Here is a 17,816-nt window from a genome sequence, read left to right as displayed (position 1 = left end):
CCCAGAACCTGGACGCCTCGGAAGTGGTCGTGCTGCCCGTGAGCATCGAGATCCGTGACACGACGTGCCGCCCCGCGAGCGGAACAACATAACTCCGCCGGCTTATGCCGCCCGCGGTCCCATCGTCCAACCGACGATCTCAAACACCTTCTTATGGCGCGCTCGTCGTTATGCGGTGCCGTCGCGGATGGCTCCTTGTCGATGGCTATGTAGGAGAGTGGGGCCCGTAGCAGCCCCAGCGCGGCGATCCGCAGCCCGCGCGAGACGATGGACTCGCGGAACGCCGCAAGCAGCAGTTCAAGATCTGTCAGGGCCTCCTCGCCCGCGATGCCGGTCCGTCTCGAAGTCGTAGTGCCGCATGTCCGGSGCAGGGCCCTGGAGTGTCCAGCCCCCGTCGACGTGGAGGATCTCCCCGGTGACGAACGACGAGGCGTCCGACGCCAGGAACACCAGCGGGCCGATGTAGTCCTCGGGCGTCGCCATGYGGCCCAGCGGAATGACGGCGCTCCAGCTTCGATCGAAGTCGGGGTTGTCCTGCCAGTTGCGCTCCATACGCGTGGCCGTGGGCGCGATGGCGTTGACGCGCACACGCGGCGCGAGCCTCAGGGCGAGGTGGCGTGTCATCGCCTCCAGGCTGCCCTTTGATGCGGTGTAGACGGCGTGGTATCGGAGCATCAGGGTGTCGGCACAGGTTGAGATGTTGATGATAGATCCACCCCGCTCCCCCATTGCGGCCACCGCGGTTATGGTCGTCAGGAAGGCGCCCCGAAGGTTGGTGCTGATGGCGTCGCCCCAGTCCTCGAGAGTCGTCGCTTGTGCCGGGCCAAGACGGACATGCGCGACGTTGTTGACGAGCACATCGATGCTGCCAAGCTCGCAATGGGCCGTGTCGATCAACCGCTGCGCGTCCTCGGGGACGCCTACGTCAGCGCCGACCGCCACGGCGATGCCGCCTGCCTCCTGTATACGCCGGCACGTCTGCTCGGCGCCCGCGCGGTCGTTCTTGTAGTTGACGACCACGTTTGCGCCGGCCTGACCGAGGCCGGTCGCCAACGCACGGCCAATCCCCTTGCTGGAACTGGTGACGACGGCCACCTTGCCGTCGAGCGCACCTGCGGAGGTCATGCGTCTCCTCGGGGAGCGGACCGAGGGCTTGGGGAGCGCTGGGGCGTGGCGGACAAAGAGGGACCTCCCGAGTCGAGCAGGTGTGGCGGTGGCCACCGAGGGTTCCGTAAACGCCTACCGCCAGCTTGAGTGTAAGCCCTTGCAGAAGGCGGTGGAACTTGACGTAGGCTCCGGGCACGGTGATCCCGGTCGCCAGGCGGGCTGACCGGGTGGCGGGTCCCGGCGGCGGGTCCCGGTGGCTACGCCGGGGACTGATGGCGAGTCAGGGATGGGCGGCCAGCGACCCCGCGCGATCGTGTTGTGGGTGTAGCCGGTCTGTCTGCCGCGCCCACGCGCTCGAACCGGGCCGCCTGAGGGTTGACAGAGGGTGTCTCACTCGGAGTCCTCCTCATGCCAGGTGCGGCCGTCGCGTTCGATCAGCTCGGCCGCGCCGGCCGCGGCGCGCGACAATGCGCCCACAGGCACGCCGCACTCCAGACCACGAGGACATAAGACATCTCCGTGATCTACAAGCGGCGTGCCTGCTTTCGTGTCCGCGACACGTGGTCCAGCCGTGCCCGCGGTCCCCCATACCGCTCTACCAGGACCGATCACCCGAAACCGACAGAGCTGGCTAAACCGACCGAATCGCATCCTTGCAAGAGCCCTGGGGCCGCCGGAACCCCGGCCAACCCCTCAGGCGAACTAGATCCCAGCGACCGAGCTCGCATGGCAACTCTACTGCAAGCGCTTACGGAAACCGGACGTGTGTCGCTGAACACACGCCCAATGCGGACCGCATGGCCGCCGACCAGGGCTTCCCGCCGCGGATGAAGCGGAACAGCGGATCGCGATTTCTCGTAGGCCCGTGCCAGGGCTTCCGCATCAGATTCAGCCTCAGATTTGTTCACGGCACTCTCTTCCATAACGATTCCTCATATCATTCCGGCCCATTGATTCCGCGCCGTCCAAGCTAGAGTGCCAGGAACTCGGGTGGCGCTGGTTCAGCGGGTGAACACCCGGTGTCAGACCGCCGGCGGTGTTGCTCATGGACCTACCCCGGGCGCAGATGCTTCACGACCGGCCGACTTACTGGTCGTCCTCGGGAGGACGAACGGCCAGCAGGTAGCCGTAGCGGATCTCGGGTGAAGTCGTCCGGCTGGCTTTCACCGAGAATCCCGCCCGTGTCAGCAACCTTCTCCACTGCTCCCGAGTCCGCATGTACTCCCCGGAGCGCCGAAGGATCCGGTCGAGTATCTGTGCGTCCTTGAGCGCATGGCGGTAACAGTTCTGCTCCGCAGCATTGACTATCTTCCGATAGTAGACGTCGCAGACATCGTCGATGTCGTTCTGGCTCGATAGTGCCGAGGTGTCGAGAAATGTCTCGCCAAGGACCAGGCGGCCACCAGGGAAAAGCTCCCGGTAGCATTTTTCCAGGGCCCGAGAAATCTGGTCGTGGTCGACGTGATGCAACGACATGACCGCGATGATCGCATCGTACCGTGTGTCCGGTCTGTAGTCGAGGTAATCGGCGTGGACCAGTCGGGTCTCCTTCCTGCCCGGCCGGCTCAGTGGGACGCGCTCGAGCATCCGCACGCTGCTGTCGAGCAGGTCCAGACGCGCGACGAGCGGGAGCCTGGCCACGAGCGCGCCGTCGCCGCAACCGAGATCTAGGRCGACGTCCGCTGGCTGAGGGTTTGCGGCCGTGATGCACGCTTCTAGCAGCTTGGAGTGTTGCCGCAACCCGGGCAGTTGGTAGCCGTCCCGCTCCCAGGCGTCGAAGAACGACTGGCCAGGGAGTTTGGCGGCCACGGCCCAGTCCAGTATGGCCCGATCAAGGCTGGGAATGTGACTTGCCACCGCGTCGAGTGTGTCGGCCAGCCGCGCGCGGTTGTACTCCCAGCTCGTCATCGGGCCCCGGGCCCGCCTTGCCACCTCCAAACCGTGCCAGGTGGAGGGMGGGACGTCGAGCCCGTCGTGCATGGCCGCCGCGTGTACGTCCTCCTCCAAGCGGCGTCGCAGTTCGGCGTCCGCACGATCGTTGGCATTGTCAGACACGTTCTCCATGGCCCTTCCTTCGATCGTCAACACACACTGTCGTCATGGGGTTGACCAGCCTGAGTGCCCGCACTCGGGCGGCGCTGGTTACGGCGAGTAAAACCGCCTGTCAGGCCACCGGCGGCATTGCTCATGGACCTACCCTGCGCGCCGGCGCTTCACCTCCTCGGCGAAGGCGATGTCAGCGGCGGTCACTTTGCCGTTTCCAATCATCTCGAGCACCTGGGCGACTGAGGCGAGCCGCGACTCGATGGCGGCGGAACCGGACTCGAGAATSCTGGGGAGAGCGGCATCCACCGCCGCGAAAACGACGCGCAAGATTCAGCACCGGACCACCGGTACAGAGTGGCCCGCCAGATCGCGTCCTCCTCGCCGGTTCCCGCGATCGGGGAGTCCACCCGGGCGATCAACATGAAGCCCTTGCCCTGGAGAACATCCTTCACCATCATAATTTTAGTGACGAACTCGTTTGCGTCGGCGAGCTCCTGACCGGGCGGGAAACTGTTCCTCTTAGGGAATGCCTTGTCCTCAATTCACACAGCGTAAACACCTGCGTGCTCGTACTCGCGGACGAGGTGGATCAGATTGTTGATATCACCGAACCCGATGTCACAGCCCGCGATGAGAGGTCGAGCCGGTGCGCTCCCACGCTGCTGATCGCGTTGACGACAGTGGTCTCACCGTCGTCGACGGCCACCCGGCACAGCTCGCGCAGTGGTGCCAGCAACCTGGTGGTCGTCTCGTGATGAACAAGGACCCGCAACCGGATCGCCGGATCCCTTCGCAACGCCGCGACCACAACCTTAGGGTTGACGTCAGTCGACGTCCGCTCCCCGCCGGGCTGGTGCTGGCCGTCTGCCACCGCTGCCTCCTGCCTCCTGCCTCCTGCGCGGATGCCGCCATCGGTATGCAAGCGCATACCGATCTTAATCGGCCTTAAGTCTACTTCGCCGTCCGCATCCCTGGAGGTAATGGTCGCCACACACGCGAGGCTTCCCTGAATCTGCAGGCTACAGGCACATGGCCGCGACTCCGCCTCACCCGATCGTGCGCATCGGATCACGCTTCCCCATGATCCAAAGTGGGTGCGACCTAGAAAACGCTTGCAGTAATCAAAATTCGATCAAGTTTACGATCATCGATCTGGGCCGCTTGACGGGTTCCGGCGGGTGCGCTGGGAACGAGAGGAACTTGGTCAACAGGTCCTATGAGAGCAACGTGTTGATCGGCGACCAGGAGATCAACGAAGACCATTGCGGCACGGACCTGTTGAACCGGCAGGCTGCGAGGATGGTGACGGCGTTGGGAGCGACCATGACCGGATCGACCGGGCCGAGCCGGTGGCCGCGCTGTCCCGTTCCAGGCCATCTGGTCCGGGTGATGACCGGCGACAGCGGCTTCTGCCCCCGCGGCGTACATGGCCGCGATCGGCTCGATCCGGTCGACGGCGTGGAGAAGACCCTGCCGGCGATCTCCCGGCGGCTGGTGGTCCAGAAACGGGTGTGGACGCTGGCCGCCGGGGATACGGGTCATCATCCGCAAGGAGCGGCCGCACCCCCGGCGGCGAGCTGGTCGCCGCCGACGACGAGGAGCGTCGCAGTGGACGGAGGACCGTCTGCCAATCGGGCCGGTCAAGGAGTTTCTTGAGCATCACCGGCTGATCGGCTCGTCGCCGAACACGGTCCGGTCGTATGCGCATGCGCCGGCGGGCTGTTGTCGTGCGTCACCTGCTGTCCGGCTCACCATCATGCCGGCGCAGGCAACCAGCGGCGGCGACGCGCCGTTCCCCGGGAAAAGGCCGGGTAACGCGAACGGATCAGTAGGAAGAGCCGCTRATCTCGTCCGCGAGCTGGTGCGCCAGCTCCGGGGTCGCCGCGATCACGCCGGACCATCGGCGGCTGAGGTCGGGGACGATCTCGACCGGGCGGCCGAAGGCGTCGATCACCGCGCCGCCCGCCGCCGGGACCAGCACGGACGCGGCGGCGATGTCCATGATGCGGTGCGTGTCCGAGCCGGCGTCCGCGAAGGCGTCCGTGGAGCCCTGCGCCACGAGGGCGGCCTCCAGGCAGCTACTGGACAGGATGCGCACCCGCGCGGCCCGGCGGCTTACCCGCAGCCACGCCGCCTCGTTCTTGGCCTGCGGCCGCAGGAGGCTGACCGCGGCGCCGTCGAGTGCGCGCCGGCCTGTTGTCCAGTAGGGCGACGGGAGGCCGACTTTCGCATGCCAGCCGCGGCCGGTGTCCAACCATACGTACGGTGAGGGCCTCGGTCGCCCTGCCGTCGACGGCGACCACGCCGGAGAAGGCCGACAACGGCACCTCCGCGACCGCGTTGGCGGTGCCGTCGACCGGATCGACCACGAGCGTGACCGCCGAACCGTTGTCGATGACACCGATCTCCTCGCTGATCAGGTTGACCCGCTGGGCGTTCACCACCTCCGCCACGGCGGTGTCGACCAGCAGGTCCAGACGCGTGGTGAGGGTGCCGTCGGCGCCCATGCCGACCTTCTCGGCGAGCTCCGCGCGCGTATACCGCTCGCGCGCATCGCGAAAGGCGCCCACCGCCGCGCGGGCGGCTGCGGCCAGCGCGGGATCCGTCCCGGCCGGAATCTCCGGCTCGGGAACCGGCCACCGGGTCACCGCCGCACCCCCGATTGTCACCAGACACCCCAGGATGACAACACGGACCGCACCACCGGCCACGGGCGGCGCGGCTCGACCAGCACAAAGTCAGCGCGCAGCCCCGGCTCGAGCCGACCGCGGTCGGGAAGTCCGGCGACCTCGGCCGGCCCGGCGGTCACCAGGCCGATGGCGGCCGGCAGGGTGGCGAGCCCCTGCTCGGCGAGCAGCATGGCGGCCGCGAGCAGACCGGAGGGCAGGTAGTCCGACACCAGCGCGGTCACCAGGCCGCGGCCGACCAGGTCACGGCCGGAGGCGTTGCCGTTGTGGGAACGTCCCCGCAGGATGTTCGGGGCGCCTATGACGACGGGAAGTCCGTGGGCGCGGGCGGCTTCCGCCGCTTCGATCGTGGTGGGGAACTCGGCGACCGCGCAGCCGCGGTCCCGCAGCTCGGCGATCTCGGCGGCCGAGCTGGGATCGTGCCCGAGCAGCCGGATTCGCGCCGAGCGCGCGGCGAGCCAGACCAGGGCCTCCTCGCGGATGTCGAGCCTGCCGTCCCGGTCGGCGATGAGCTGGTCGACATGCTCGCGAGCCTCCGCGTCGGACATGCCGCGGCTGCCCATCAAATAGCGCTCGTAGTGCTCGCGGACGGCGTACTGGCCCTGGCCCGGGGTGTGGTCCTCGTGGGAGACCAGGGCGCCGTCGGGAACCTGGTCCAACCGCCGCGCCAGCGCGGACAGCGCTTCCGGGCTGCGCACGTCGAGCCGGTACAGGATCCGGTGGTCGACGAGCCCGCCGGTATAAGCATCGATCGCCTCGCACGTCTTCTCCGCCTGGCCCACGCTGCGCGGGATGTCGTGGTGGGTGTCCTCGAAGGAGATGCCGTGGAACACGGTCGTCACGCCCGCGGCCCGCAGCTTGCCCTCGAAGGACAGCAGCGCGAACTCGATCGGCAGCTCGGCGCCCGGTCGGGGCAGCTGCTCGTTCTCGATCCCGTGGCGCGCAGCGCGTCCTCGACACCCGGGTCGACCTCTTCCACGGAGTCCGCGACGAGCTTGCCGAGCAGCCCGACAGCACCGACGCCCAGCGCGAGCACCCCGGCGACCGCACCGAGCCCGGTGATCACCACGAACACGATCGCCAGCACCAGATCGGGGATGCCCCGCACACACACGATCAGCAGCCGGTCGCGATGGCGCGGCCGAGCCCGTCGATACCCACGAAGCCGAGGACGACCGAGACCCGCAGGTTGATGTCCAGCCGGTGCAGCGCGGTCGCCACGAACGCGGGCAGCACCTGCGGCAGCACGCCGGCCACCAGCTCCCACGGCCCGCGCCGCCCGCGCGCATGGCCTCACGCGGGCCCTCGTCGATCTGCTCGACCGCGTCGGCGTAGAGCTTGCCGACCATGCCGACCGAATGCAGTCCCATCGCGAGAACCCCGGCCAGCGCGCCGAACCCGAACAGCCGAAAGAACACGGTCGCCAGCACCACGTCCGGCACCGCGCGGGCCGCGACGATCACTGTCCGCGCGCCGAACCGTGCACCGCGGTGCGGCGCCGTGTTCCCGGCAGCCAAGACCGCAAGCCCCGTGCTGAGCACCACCGACAGCAGCGTGGCGCAGATGACGATCGACATGGTCTGGCCGGTCAGGCGCAGCAGCTCCCCCGCGGTGGGGAAGTCCAGGGGGAGCATCCGGGCGGCGAAGTCGGCCGCGTTCCGCCCGCTGTCGATCAGCGTCGCGACGTTGATCGACAGCGCGGCGAAGGCCCACCCGGCCAGGCCGAGCAGCCCCAGCAGCGCGGCCATGCCCAGGACCGAATCGGTCCTGGGCCGGGCGAGGGTTCGCCCCGTCACGCGATGGCCCGCAGCGGGCCGGCTCGGTAGATCATGGCAACGGCCTGCTGGTGGTCAAGGTCGCCCGCAGCCTTGTCCAGCACGACCTGGCCCGAGCGCAACCCGACGATCCGGTCGGCCCACGACAGCGCCAGCTCGACCTGGTGCAGGCTGCACAGCACGGTCAGGTTCCGTTCGCTCGCGATTTCGCGGATCAGGCCCATCACCTGCGCCGAGGACTCCGGGTCCAGGGAGGCAACCGGCTCGTCCGCGAGCAGGATCTCCGGGCGTTGCATGAGTGCCCRCGCGACCGCGACCCGCTGCTGCTGCCCGCCCGACAGCGTGTCCGCGCGCTGGAACGCCTGTGACGCGAGCCCGACCCGTTCCAAGTGCTCCAGCGCCTCGAGTCGCACCGCCCGCGGATAGGTGACCAGACCCAGCCGCAGGCCACGCAGCCTGCCGAGCGCGCCGGTGCACACGTTCTCCAGCACCGAGAGGCTGTCGACCAGGTGAAACTGCTGGAACACGAAGCTGATCCGGCGACGCAGCTCCCGCAACCGCGCGCCCCGCGCCTGGCCGACGTCCGTGCCGAGCGCGATGACCCGGCCCGCGCTTGCCCCATGCAGGCCGTCGACGTGCCGCAGGAGCGTCGACTTGCCCGAACCGGACAGCCCCAGCAGGACGACCACCTCGCCGGGCTCGACGGTGAACGACACCTCGTCGAGGGCGAGCGTCTGGYCGAACCGCTTGGTCACCCCCTCGAAGCGGACGGCGCTCACTCCGCCGCCGTGCAGCTCTTGGCCTTCGTGACCTCGCAGACGTGCCGCACCGGGTCGAAGAAGGTGTCGGCGACCTTGACGAAACCCCAGTCGCCGGACTCGTCGACCATGCACTTACCGGGTGTGCAGAACCCATGGGACTCGAGGTAGTCGATGTTCATRTGCTCCTGGATCACTTTGGCGATCTTGTCCTTGAGCGCGGGATCGAGGTCGTCACTGATCGCGATCGGTGATCCGGGGATGAGGTCGGACTTCCACACCGTGGTCAGCTCGCCGGCCTTGAGCTGACCCTTCTCGATCAGCTTCTTGTCGACCATCGCGTCGTAGGCGAACCCGGCGTCGCACTGCCCCTTGGCCACGCCGAGCGCCGACGCATCGTGCGTGCCGGCCAGCACCGCGGTGATCTCGCTGTCGGGGTTCACCCCGGCGTCGATCAGCCCAGCCCGCGGATAGAGGTAGCCCGAGGTCGAGTTCGGGTCGACGAGGCAGACCTTCTTACCCTTGAAACCCGCGAGGTCGTGAATCGRCGAACCGGTCTTCACCACGCCGTAGGAGCGATAGCCCGGCGAACCACCTTTCTCCGCGAGCGCCGCGGCGACCGCCGTCGCCCGCACTCCGGAGGTGCGGGCGACCAGATAGGACAGTGCCCCGTACAGCGCGATATCGACCTTGCCGCTGCGCTGCCCCTCGATGACGGCGGCGTAGTCGGTTGCCCGCTGGAACCGGATCGTCTTCCCGGTTTCCTTCCGCAGCAAATCGATCGAGGACTGGTAGTCCTCCTGAAGTTTGGCGGACCTGCCCCCGACCACCGGCCCGCTGATCATGTCAGTCAGCCGGCGTCTCCTCGGCTGGGCGCTCTACCCGACCTCGCCCAGCGGGGCGATCCACCGTTCCCAAGACCTCCCCGGGGAGGTGGTCGCTGGTGGATGGCGGCGTGAGGGCGGCGATCGCGGGTATCACGCAACGGTCATGACCTCTCACGAAGAGCGAATCTTTCGATCGTGTTCGGGCGCTAGGAGAGCCATGAACCCAGAGGGTCGCGGACCGGCCAAGCCGGTGCGGGTGGGTGCGGGCAGCGGGACACCGGCCTGGCCCGCCGGCGACGGTGCGCACGCGTCGCGACTTGAGACCGTCGCATCCTGGGCCGCCGTGTTCACGATCGTGATGGCCGCGGTCACGCTACTCGGTTGGACCCTGGACAACCACGTGCTCACGAGCATCAAACCCGTCTGGCCGTCGACGAAACCAAACGGAGCCGTCTGCGGTCTGCTGCTCGGGTTCTCGCTGTGGAGCCGACTCGGCCGGCGGCGAACCGCCGTCCGGGCGGCGGGACAGGGGGCCGCCGCCCTTGCACTGGCGATCTCCGGACTCTCTCTCGTCGAGTCGGCCGTGGATCGGAATTTCGGCATAGACGAACTTCTCTTCATCGACCAGGCCACAGCCTCGCAGTCTCATCCGGGGCGGATCGTGCCTTTCGGCGCGGCCATTCTGGCGCTGTTGTCGCTCGCCCTGCTACTGTTCGATACCCGCCGGTGGCGAGGAAGGTACGTGGCCCAGGCCCTGGTCTGCGTCGCGGGGTTCATCTCCTTTACGGTGCTGCTGAGCTATCTGTACGGGGTCGATTTCACTTCCGGTTACACGAGGGTCGCCGTCCCGGCGGCGGTCGCCACGCTGGTGCTGTCGGTCGGAGCGACGCTGGCGCGGTTGGGTTATACCCCGCTGGCGATCCTGGCGAGTTCCGGGGCCGGCGGGGGCGTCGCCCGCCAGTTGCTGCCGGCCACGGTCATCGTCCCGGTCCTTGTCGGGACGACCGCGGTGGCGCTGTGGCGGCTCGGGTTCTACGGCGTCGCGTTCCGGGGTGCCCTGGTGGTCTCCTATACCGTGGTCATGCTGCTGGCGGTCACCGTCGGGATCTGCCGGCGGCTGGATCATGCCGATGCCGAAAGACTGCGCGTCTCCGCCGATCTGGCCGCGGCCAACGAGCGGTTGGCGGGGACGAACGCCCGGTTGGCGGAGGCGAACACGCGCCTCGTCGAGGCCAACAAGCGGATGCACGAGGCCATCGACGAGCTCGGCAGTTTCACCTACAGCGTCTCCCACGACCTGCGGGCGCCACTGCGGTCGATGAGCGGTTTCTCCCGAATCCTGATGGACGAGTACGCCGAGGACATGCCCGAGCAGGCCCGCGGCTATCTCGACCGGGTGCAACGCAGCTCCGACCGGATGGGCGCGTTGATCGACGACCTGCTCGCCTTCTCCCGCCTGGGCAGGCAGCCCATKAGTAAGCGGGAGGTGGACCCGGCGGCGATCGTGTCCGCGGTGCTGGCGGAGCAAGAGGGCGACCGCGCCGGCCGCCCGGTGCGGATCACCGTCGGGGATCTTCCCCGTGGGGTGGCCGACCCGGTGCTGCTCAAGGTGGTCTACACCAACCTGCTGTCGAACGCGGTCAAGTTCACCCGGGGCCGTGACCCCGCCCGCATCGAGATCGGCAGCCGCCGCGAGAACGGGCGGGTGGTCTTCTACGTCGCCGACAACGGGGCCGGTTTCGATCCGCGGTATGCGGACAAGCTGTTCGGGGTGTTCCAGCGGCTGCACCGCTCGGAACAGTTCGAGGGAACGGGTGTCGGTCTCGCGCTGTGCCAGCGCGTCATCGCCCGCCATGGCGGGCGGATCTGGGCGGAGGCGGCGCAGGGGAAAGGCGCGACCTTCTTCTTCACTCTGAGCGAGGAGGTATCGGCGTGAACATCGAAAGACCGAACATTCTGCTGGTGGAGGATGATCCCGACGATATCGAACTTACCCTGCACGCGCTGCATACAAAGAACATCATGGCTTCGATCGAGGTTCTCCGGGACGGAGCCGAGGCGCTCGCCTTCCTCTTCCGTACCGGCCCCTACGCCGACCGGTCGCCGGACAGGGATCCGAAGGTCGTTCTACTCGATCTCAAGCTGCCGAAGGTCGACGGCCTGGAGGTCCTGCAACGACTGAAAGGCGACCCGGCCCTTCGGACCGTGCCGGTGGTGATGCTGACTTCCTCCCACGAGGAACGGGACATCGTGGCCAGCTACGATCTCGGCGTCAACAGCTACATCGTCAAACCGGTCGACTTCGGCCAGTTCACCGAGGCGGTGCGGACGGCGGGAATGTACTGGCTGCTGCTCAACCGGCAGTCCACCCAGAACACCCAGAGCGATGCCGATTCCGGTGCCAATGCCGATGCCTCACCCGCCGCGGAAGGGTGAAGCGGCAGCTGGCTGAGCGGCGGCCGGAGATGTAGGTGGTGGCGGGCTGGGTGACGGCCGGCTAGATGACGGCGAGACAGGTGCGCATGATGCCACGCATTCACGTCCTCATGATCGAGGACAGCGACGACGATGCCGTGCTCGTCATCGAACGACTGCGACGCGGCGGTTTCGAGGTGACCTCCGATCGGGTGGAGGACTCCGAGGCGGCCGCGTCGGTTCTCCGTACCCGGCCTCCGGACCTGGTGATCTGCGATTACCACATGCCGGCGTTCGGCGCCGAGGCGGCCCTGATGCAGCTGCGCGCCAGCGGCCTCGATATCCCGTTCATCGTCGTCTCCGGCCAGGTCGGCGAGGAGACGGCGGCGGCACTCATGCGGGCCGGCGCGCACGACTTCCTGCTCAAGGATCGCATGAGCCGACTCGTCCCCGCGGTGCAGCGCGAACTGCGGGAGGCCGACGACCGGCAGAGACGACGGCAGGCCGAGGCCGCCCTACGACGCAGCGAGGAGCGGTTCCGGCTGCTCGCCGAGCAGGCGACGGACGTCCTCTTCCGCTGCCGGCTGTGCCCGCGGGCCGAGGTCGAGTACGTCAGCCCGGCGATCAGGATGATCACCGGCTACCCGCCCGAGGACCTGTGCGGCCGCCCCGACACCCTGTTCTCGCTGGTCGACGAGGAGGACCGGCCCACCCTCAAGGGCTCGTGGCGCACGGCGAACCCCGAACCGCTGCGGGTCCGTTGGCACCCGCGAGAGGGCGTCGAGGTCTGGACGGAGCAACGCGTGGTCGGCGTCCACGACGACCAGGGCCACCTCGTCGCGGTGCAGGGCATCCTGCGTGACGTGACCGAGCAGGTCCATGCCGACGAGGAACGGGAGCGGCTGCGACGCCAGCTGGATCAGACCGAGCGGCTGGAGTCCCTCGGCCGGCTCGCGGGCGGCGTGGCGCACGACTTCAACAACCTGCTCGGCGTGATCACCGGCTATGCGGAGATCGTCCTCGACACCCTTCCCGACGACGACCCGTGCCGGGCCGACATGGACGAGATCAGCCGTGCCGCCGACCAGGCCGCCGGACTGACCCGTCAACTGCTCACCTTCAGCCGGCAGGAGTCGTCGAAGCCGGAGACCCTCGACCTCAACGCGGTGGTCGAGGGGACGCGGAACCTGCTGCGACGCACCATCGGCGAGGACATCGAGATCGTCACCCTCCTCGATCCCGATCTCCACCCCGTCACGATCGACCCGAGCAAGATCCAACAGGTGGTGATGAACCTGGTCGTCAACTCCCGTGCGGCCATGCCCGACGGCGGCCGCCTCACCCTCAGCACGGCGAACCTGGACCGGGACCGGGGCCCGTCTCCCGCGGACCGCCCGGCCGCGCACGGGCGGCCGTCGCCGGAAGAACGCCCGAAGCGCGGCTGGGCCTGCCTGGCGGTCGCCGACACCGGGTGCGGCATGAGCCCGGAGGTGATCCGTCGCGCCGTCGAACCCTTCTTCACCACCAAGGGACCCGGTGAGGGGACGGGACTCGGCCTCGCCACCGTCTACGGGGTGGTCAAGGCGGCCGGCGGCGAGGTCGACATCGAGTCCGAGGTCGGGAAGGGGACGACCATCCGGATCCTGCTGCCCGCCACGGCGAGGAGCGGGCCCGCTCCCGTCGACACCACCCGGGACGACACCACCCGGGACGACGCCACCCGCGGGCAGGGGAAGACGATCCTCGTCGTCGAGGACGACGCGGCCGTGCGCGCCGTCACCACGCGCATCCTCGTACGGTCCGGCTACCTCGTCCACGAGGCGGGTTCCCCGGCCGAGGCCCTCGACCGGTTCGGTCCCGGGACGWCGCGGATCGACGCCCTGCTCACCGACGCGATCATGCCCGGCATGACGGGCTACCAGCTCATCGAACAGTTCCGTCGGACCCGCCCCGAGCTGCCGGTCATGCTGATGTCGGGCTACGCCGCCGGCGCCGAGAAGTCCGTGGCCGGCTTCCCGCCCGGCGTCGCCCACCTCCAGAAGCCGTTCACCGCCCGCGCCCTTCTCGACAGCCTGGAACGAACCCTGCACCCACGCTGACCGGCGGTGCAGATGGTGCGGCCGTGCCGGCGCACCACGGGCAGCACGAGATCAACTTTTCCGGGTGGCCGAGGACCGTGGCGTGGACGGTGACCCGGACCCCGTGCCCGTCGCAGCCCTTGCAGATCTGAGCCCGCGCTGTCACCGGTCGAGGCCGTGACCGCACGGGACCGAATCGCGGCGAGGATCTGATCCCAGATCGTGGCGGGCAGGCGGATCTCCCGAAGCCCCAGATAGTGGGCGTCGCCGTTAGTTCGTCGGTTATCGGCGGTGGCGGGTAGGTAGAGGCCGGCGGCAAGGTCGAGGGCGGCTTCGGCGGTGCCGGTCGGGGATCCGTCGGCCAGTATGGAGTCGGCGTAGTCGTTGTGGCTGGCTCGCCAGATGGCGAAGCCCCAGTTGTTGGCGTAGCCGACGTAGCGCAGCCGGCACAGTGGCTGGGCGTCGCCGTCGGGATCGGTCGCGGTGACGTAGACGAACGGGCCGCGGTAGCGGGTGGACAGCGCGGTGATCCTGGGCCACCTGCCGGTGGCGTGCTCGACCAGCCGCTGCCGCAGGGAGATCTTCGTCGATTCTGGGATACCGGCCACAGCCCTGATTGTGGCCGGGGGTGTCGGCGGGTTGCCTGTGGGCGGGGCCGGGGCGGTGGGCCGGTGTGACCTGCCCGCTAGGACATCGGGAGTGTCTCGCCGTGCCACCGCGATCATTCTGACGGACGACGTCCGCGCCGAGCTGGCCCGCCGTGTCCGGTCGGCGACCGTGCTCCGCCGTGCCTGGCTGCGCGCGAGGATCGTGCTCGCGGCGGCCGGTGGAGCGGGCAACGCGGCGATCGCCGCTCAGCTTGATGTCTGCGAGGACACCGTCAGCAAGTGGCGGGGCCGGTTCGCCCGCGAGGGCCTGGCGGGGTTGGCTGACCGGCGCCGCTCGGGCCGGCCACGGTCCGCGGGTGGAGTTCGAGTACGAACGCGGCGGGACGGTGGCCTACTTCGCCGCCTACGACGTCCAGCGCGCCCAGGTCATCGGCCGGATCGAGGACACCACCGGGATCGTCCCTTTCGGCCGGCTCGCCGCCCAGGTCATGAACAGCGAGCCGTACGCCTCGGCGCGGCGGGTGTTCTGGATCGTCGACAACGGCTCGTCCCACCGGGGCCAAGCCTCCATCGACCGGATGCGCGCAGCCCACCCGACCGCGACGCTGGTCCACCTGCCGGTCCACGCGTCCTGGCTCAACCAGGTAGAGGTGTACTTCTCGATCCTGCAGCGCAAGGCGATCGAGCGTGGCGACCTCGCCGACTTCGCCGACCTCGACGCGCTCGCCGCCCGCGTCATGGGCTTCCAAACGCTCTACAACCAGACCGCGACCCGGTTCGACTGGAAGTACACCCGTGCGGACCTGCTGAAGACCGCCAGCCGCCTCAACCTCGCCGCATAACCGACGAACTTGCAGCGACACCCACTAGGACTCCAGGTGACGATGTCTATGCGTGTTGTGTATGCCTGCCATCGGTCTCTGGCATAGCCACATCAGTCCTGAAGGACCGACGCTCGTGATGTCCAGACCTGGGCGTGTCGTCGTCGGCGGCTTCCTGACCGCCGCCCGGGTCCAGGAGCCGCAAGCGCCGGATTGGCCAACCAACGTGACTTCCGGCTGTCACAGTTGGACTGGTGCTGTCACAGCCTAGCTGCAAAGAGTAACGACTCATCGCAGATCGTTCCCGCCGCGTCCAGAGCCCGGTATCACTGACCGCCCTCGCCGAACGGCTCCTGCGCCCCGAGACGGTCACGGCCGCTCTCCCGGCCGAGGCCGCGGCCAGTCTCGCCGACGGCCTGCCCGGGACGGCACTGCTGCACGCCCGGCTGGCGGCCGTCCACCCTGATTTCGCCACAGCCGCGGCGAACCACTGGACCCACGCAGCCCGCCAGACCCCGCGAGGCGCCCACCCCACTGGCGTGTACCACGCCGGCGCTGGCCTGGCCGCTTCGCTGATCATCGCCGGGTACCACCGCACCGCCCTCACCCATCGGCCGGTGAGCACTCCATGGCACGTCTACGACGTCATCAGCGGCCTCAGCGGACCGTCACCCAGACGCTGTCACCGTGCACCCCTCCGGCGCGTTCGACCCCACGCGCCGTTTCGGCTTCGCCCACCTCGCCGGGAACGCGGCCACCGTCCGGCCCGRCTTCCTCACTGGCGCTGCCGGAACGGCGCTCGCTCTCGCCGAGTACGCCGGGTGCCCCATGCCCGAGGACCTGCGCACGACTTGGGACGCCCTGCTGCTCTTGTCCTGACCCTGCCCGGCCGAGGCGGTCAAACCGCGGCGGGTACCTGCTCGGCCACCCGGACGAGAACCCGACTGTCGCGCTTGTCGACCGCAAGCAGCACACCTGGCATCTCCGGAGGGACGGCGTCAGCCGGATATGCCTCGATCCACAGCCGGACGCCCTGCCCACCGTCACGGTCCCAGTCGCGGACCCGCTCGGCGAGCCRGGACGCCAGCTCGCCGCCCCGCGGGCCGTAGCCGCAGGCACCGATCTCGTAGCTGGGCATCTTCGCATCGCCGGTAGGACTCGGCCGCGTCGTGAGATAGGCCAGAGTCCCGCCCTCAACAATCCCCATGCTTCCCCACGGTCCCTTCGGCGCCATCAGTCGGCCGTCATCGACCGCAGCCCGCGACACTAGGAGCCGGCAGAAGCCCTCCAGCGTGGCCAGCCAGAAATCGAGATGCTCTGTCCAGCCCCACGGGACGGCGACCCCGGTCCRGCACGCCGCCACAGGGTGATCCAACGCGCCCCGCAACGCCGAGGCATCCACCGGGCGATCGTCATCGAGCCGAATTGTCAGGTCCGGGCCGGCACCGACCCGGATGTTCTGCTCGCGAACGGCACCGAGAGCACGCATCGGCATGAACCCGTCCTCCACGACCGACCGGCTCCGTAGAACCGCTCCGGCCCGCTCGAACACGACCGTTCGAGTCAGCCCGAGGATCCGCAGCGGCACCACCAGRCGCCCGTCCTCGGCCAGCTGCACCCACCAAGCTCGCGGGATATCCCAGGCACCCGCTTATCCGGATTTTGATCTTGAAATTTTGGGTGGGATTGGTGGCATTCCGAGTGGTGCTGGTTTGGAGGTGTTGCGGGCTGCGCGGTCCAGGCCGGCGAGCTTGCGCTGTGCGGCTTCGAGGCTGGTCTTGAGGCCCTCGACTTCGCCCTGCCAGCCGTTGGCTTTGGCTTCCTCGATGCGTTCGCCGAGGTTGCGGATGATCTGTTCGAGGCGGGTGCGTTGGCGGGGGTCGACGCGGAGCATGGGGCAGCGGACGCAGGCGTGTTCGTGGATGCAGGGGGTGCCGTAGGGGCGTCCGCAGTCGCCGAGTTCGAGGCCGTTGTGGCGCGGCGCTGTTTGACGACTCCCGCGGTGTCGCTCTTGCGCACCGGGCTGGGGAACGCCCAAGGCGCCCAGGAAGGGTCCGACAGTGCCCATTCGGCGATGTCGAGGTAGAAGGCGCGGACCGTGATCAGGGTGTCGATGTGTCGTTGCCGGGTCGGGCGGCTGCCGCCGTTCTGGGGAAAACGCAGCCGTTCCTTCCAGGGATCCGTGACCTCGCGTGGCAGATTGAGGGTGTCGATGCCGGGGTGATGGCGTTCGAGGTCGGCCCAGAACGCCCCGGCGAGACGGCCGACGAGCATGCGGAAGGTGCTGTAGTCGAGCGCGGGACGCCGCTCGTCGAGGTAGCGGATCAGCAACTCGCGGATCTGCCGGTCGGCGATGCCGTGGCGGTCCACGAGTTCGGCGGTGCTCTGCGGGCCGGTGCGCATGGCGGCGTGCAGCGTGGAGTGCGGTGGGAAGACGCCCAGGTCGACCATCATCTGCCAGGCCAGGTGGGAACCGTCACGCGTCCGGCCGCGGCTGGGCGCCGTGGCTGACTGGAACGCGAGGAGGTCGCCTGTGGTCACCTCGTTCAGGCTGCCACCGGTATGGATCACGATCGCGGTCAGGACGTTCAGCGCCTTCCTGAGCACGTTCTCGGAATGGCCGCCACACGCCCGCGCGGCGTCGGCCGCGCAGGCGAACAACTCCGGGCTCACCAGGTCGCGGACGACCGCGAA

At 68.6% G+C, this 17,816-nt stretch carries 16 protein-coding genes and 4 pseudogenes; 7 read left to right on the top strand and 13 right to left on the bottom strand.

Annotated elements, in window-relative coordinates; all coding sequences use genetic code 11:
- Nucleotides 1-297: 297 nt before the first annotated feature.
- The 4 genes from CcI156_RS22200 to CcI156_RS27515 all read right to left on the bottom strand — a co-directional run bounded on the left by CcI156_RS22200 (nt 298) and on the right by CcI156_RS27515 (nt 4,024).
- The gene (locus CcI156_RS22200; protein ID WP_076808004.1) at nt 298-1,125 is read right to left on the bottom strand and encodes an SDR family NAD(P)-dependent oxidoreductase; all 828 of its coding nucleotides are present in this window, start codon (nt 1,123-1,125) and stop codon (nt 298-300) included.
- Nucleotides 1,126-2,193: 1,068 nt separating this feature from the next.
- Entirely contained in the window at nt 2,194-3,171 is a 978-nt protein-coding gene (locus CcI156_RS22195) for a class I SAM-dependent methyltransferase (RefSeq protein WP_076808001.1), read from the bottom strand.
- A 200-nt stretch (nt 3,172-3,371) separates the two neighbouring features.
- The gene (locus tag CcI156_RS27950; protein ID WP_083718753.1) at nt 3,372-3,695 is read right to left on the bottom strand and encodes an isocitrate lyase/phosphoenolpyruvate mutase family protein; all 324 of its coding nucleotides are present in this window, start codon (nt 3,693-3,695) and stop codon (nt 3,372-3,374) included.
- 47 nt (nt 3,696-3,742) lie between these two features.
- Complete coding sequence (locus CcI156_RS27515; protein WP_023842021.1) at nt 3,743-4,024, bottom strand: hypothetical protein; 282 nt, start codon at nt 4,022-4,024, stop codon at nt 3,743-3,745.
- A 158-nt stretch (nt 4,025-4,182) separates the two neighbouring features.
- Here CcI156_RS27515 and CcI156_RS22180 point away from each other — a divergent pair, with 158 nt between their 5' ends.
- The gene (locus CcI156_RS22180) at nt 4,183-4,809 is read left to right on the top strand and encodes a hypothetical protein (RefSeq protein WP_023842020.1); all 627 of its coding nucleotides are present in this window, start codon (nt 4,183-4,185) and stop codon (nt 4,807-4,809) included.
- Nucleotides 4,810-4,978: 169 nt separating this feature from the next.
- On the opposite strand, the gene CcI156_RS26390 is transcribed toward CcI156_RS22180, so the two are convergent.
- From CcI156_RS26390 to CcI156_RS22155, 6 genes and pseudogenes are all read right to left on the bottom strand, one after another.
- The gene (locus CcI156_RS26390; RefSeq protein ID WP_198031058.1) at nt 4,979-5,251 is read right to left on the bottom strand and encodes an inositol monophosphatase family protein; all 273 of its coding nucleotides are present in this window, start codon (nt 5,249-5,251) and stop codon (nt 4,979-4,981) included.
- Nucleotides 5,232-5,822, bottom strand: a complete 591-nt coding sequence (locus tag CcI156_RS22175; protein WP_200875440.1) for an inositol monophosphatase family protein — start codon at nt 5,820-5,822, stop codon at nt 5,232-5,234. The genes CcI156_RS26390 and CcI156_RS22175 overlap by 20 nt, the downstream gene beginning before the upstream one ends.
- Nucleotides 5,819-6,712: pseudogene (locus CcI156_RS27945) on the bottom strand (alpha-D-ribose 1-methylphosphonate 5-triphosphate diphosphatase); the annotation flags it as partial. The pseudogene CcI156_RS27945 and the gene CcI156_RS22175, both read right to left, overlap by 4 nt.
- A gap of 47 nt (nt 6,713-6,759) precedes the next feature.
- Nucleotides 6,760-7,588: pseudogene (locus CcI156_RS27940) on the bottom strand (PhnE/PtxC family ABC transporter permease); the annotation flags it as partial.
- Nucleotides 7,589-7,632: 44 nt separating this feature from the next.
- On the bottom strand, nt 7,633-8,394 hold the full coding sequence (phnC, locus tag CcI156_RS22160; protein WP_076807996.1) for a phosphonate ABC transporter ATP-binding protein: 762 nt from the start codon (nt 8,392-8,394) through the stop codon (nt 7,633-7,635).
- On the bottom strand, nt 8,391-9,218 hold the full coding sequence (locus tag CcI156_RS22155; protein WP_076807994.1) for a phosphate/phosphite/phosphonate ABC transporter substrate-binding protein: 828 nt from the start codon (nt 9,216-9,218) through the stop codon (nt 8,391-8,393). Before CcI156_RS22155 ends, phnC begins: the two co-directional genes overlap by 4 nt.
- Nucleotides 9,219-9,417: 199 nt before the next feature.
- Here CcI156_RS22155 and CcI156_RS22150 point away from each other — a divergent pair, with 199 nt between their 5' ends.
- From CcI156_RS22150 to CcI156_RS27205, 5 genes and pseudogenes are all read left to right on the top strand, one after another.
- Nucleotides 9,418-11,136, top strand: coding sequence for an ATP-binding protein (locus tag CcI156_RS22150; RefSeq protein ID WP_076807991.1), 1,719 nt, complete (start codon nt 9,418-9,420; stop codon nt 11,134-11,136).
- Nucleotides 11,133-11,636 carry a response regulator gene (locus CcI156_RS22145; RefSeq protein ID WP_011436572.1) on the top strand — a complete coding sequence of 168 codons (504 nt, stop codon included), beginning with the start codon at nt 11,133-11,135 and terminating at the stop codon, nt 11,634-11,636. Before CcI156_RS22150 ends, CcI156_RS22145 begins: the two co-directional genes overlap by 4 nt.
- A 65-nt stretch (nt 11,637-11,701) precedes the next feature.
- Nucleotides 11,702-13,714, top strand: coding sequence for a hybrid sensor histidine kinase/response regulator (locus CcI156_RS22140; protein ID WP_076807989.1), 2,013 nt, complete (start codon nt 11,702-11,704; stop codon nt 13,712-13,714).
- Nucleotides 13,715-14,206: 492 nt separating this feature from the next.
- A pseudogene (locus tag CcI156_RS27935) lies at nt 14,207-14,593 on the top strand (helix-turn-helix domain-containing protein); the annotation flags it as partial.
- A 64-nt stretch (nt 14,594-14,657) separates the two neighbouring features.
- A complete protein-coding gene (locus CcI156_RS27205) occupies nt 14,658-15,143 on the top strand; it encodes a transposase (protein ID WP_023842014.1) in 486 nt (161 codons plus the stop codon).
- 305 nt (nt 15,144-15,448) lie between these two features.
- Here the strand turns inward: CcI156_RS27205 and CcI156_RS27455 are convergent, their stop codons facing one another.
- The gene (locus CcI156_RS27455) at nt 15,449-15,583 is read right to left on the bottom strand and encodes a hypothetical protein (protein ID WP_255353906.1); all 135 of its coding nucleotides are present in this window, start codon (nt 15,581-15,583) and stop codon (nt 15,449-15,451) included.
- Between the two features lie 226 nt (nt 15,584-15,809).
- On the opposite strand from CcI156_RS27455, the gene CcI156_RS22120 reads away from it, so the two are divergent.
- Complete coding sequence (locus CcI156_RS22120) at nt 15,810-16,001, top strand: hypothetical protein (RefSeq protein WP_063579753.1); 192 nt, start codon at nt 15,810-15,812, stop codon at nt 15,999-16,001.
- A gap of 19 nt (nt 16,002-16,020) precedes the next feature.
- Here CcI156_RS22120 and CcI156_RS22115 read toward each other — a convergent pair whose 3' ends face one another.
- Entirely contained in the window at nt 16,021-16,713 is a 693-nt protein-coding gene (locus CcI156_RS22115) for a hypothetical protein (protein WP_139341572.1), read from the bottom strand.
- A pseudogene (locus CcI156_RS26025) lies at nt 16,686-17,816 on the bottom strand (hypothetical protein); the annotation flags it as partial. The pseudogene CcI156_RS26025 and the gene CcI156_RS22115, both read right to left, overlap by 28 nt.

Source organism: Frankia sp. CcI156 (genome assembly GCF_001983015.1).
GTDB lineage: Bacteria > Actinomycetota > Actinomycetes > Frankiales > Frankiaceae > Frankia > Frankia casuarinae.
The sequence above is the reverse complement of the archived record's forward strand: the minus strand, read 5'-3'. Positions and strand labels throughout refer to the sequence as shown.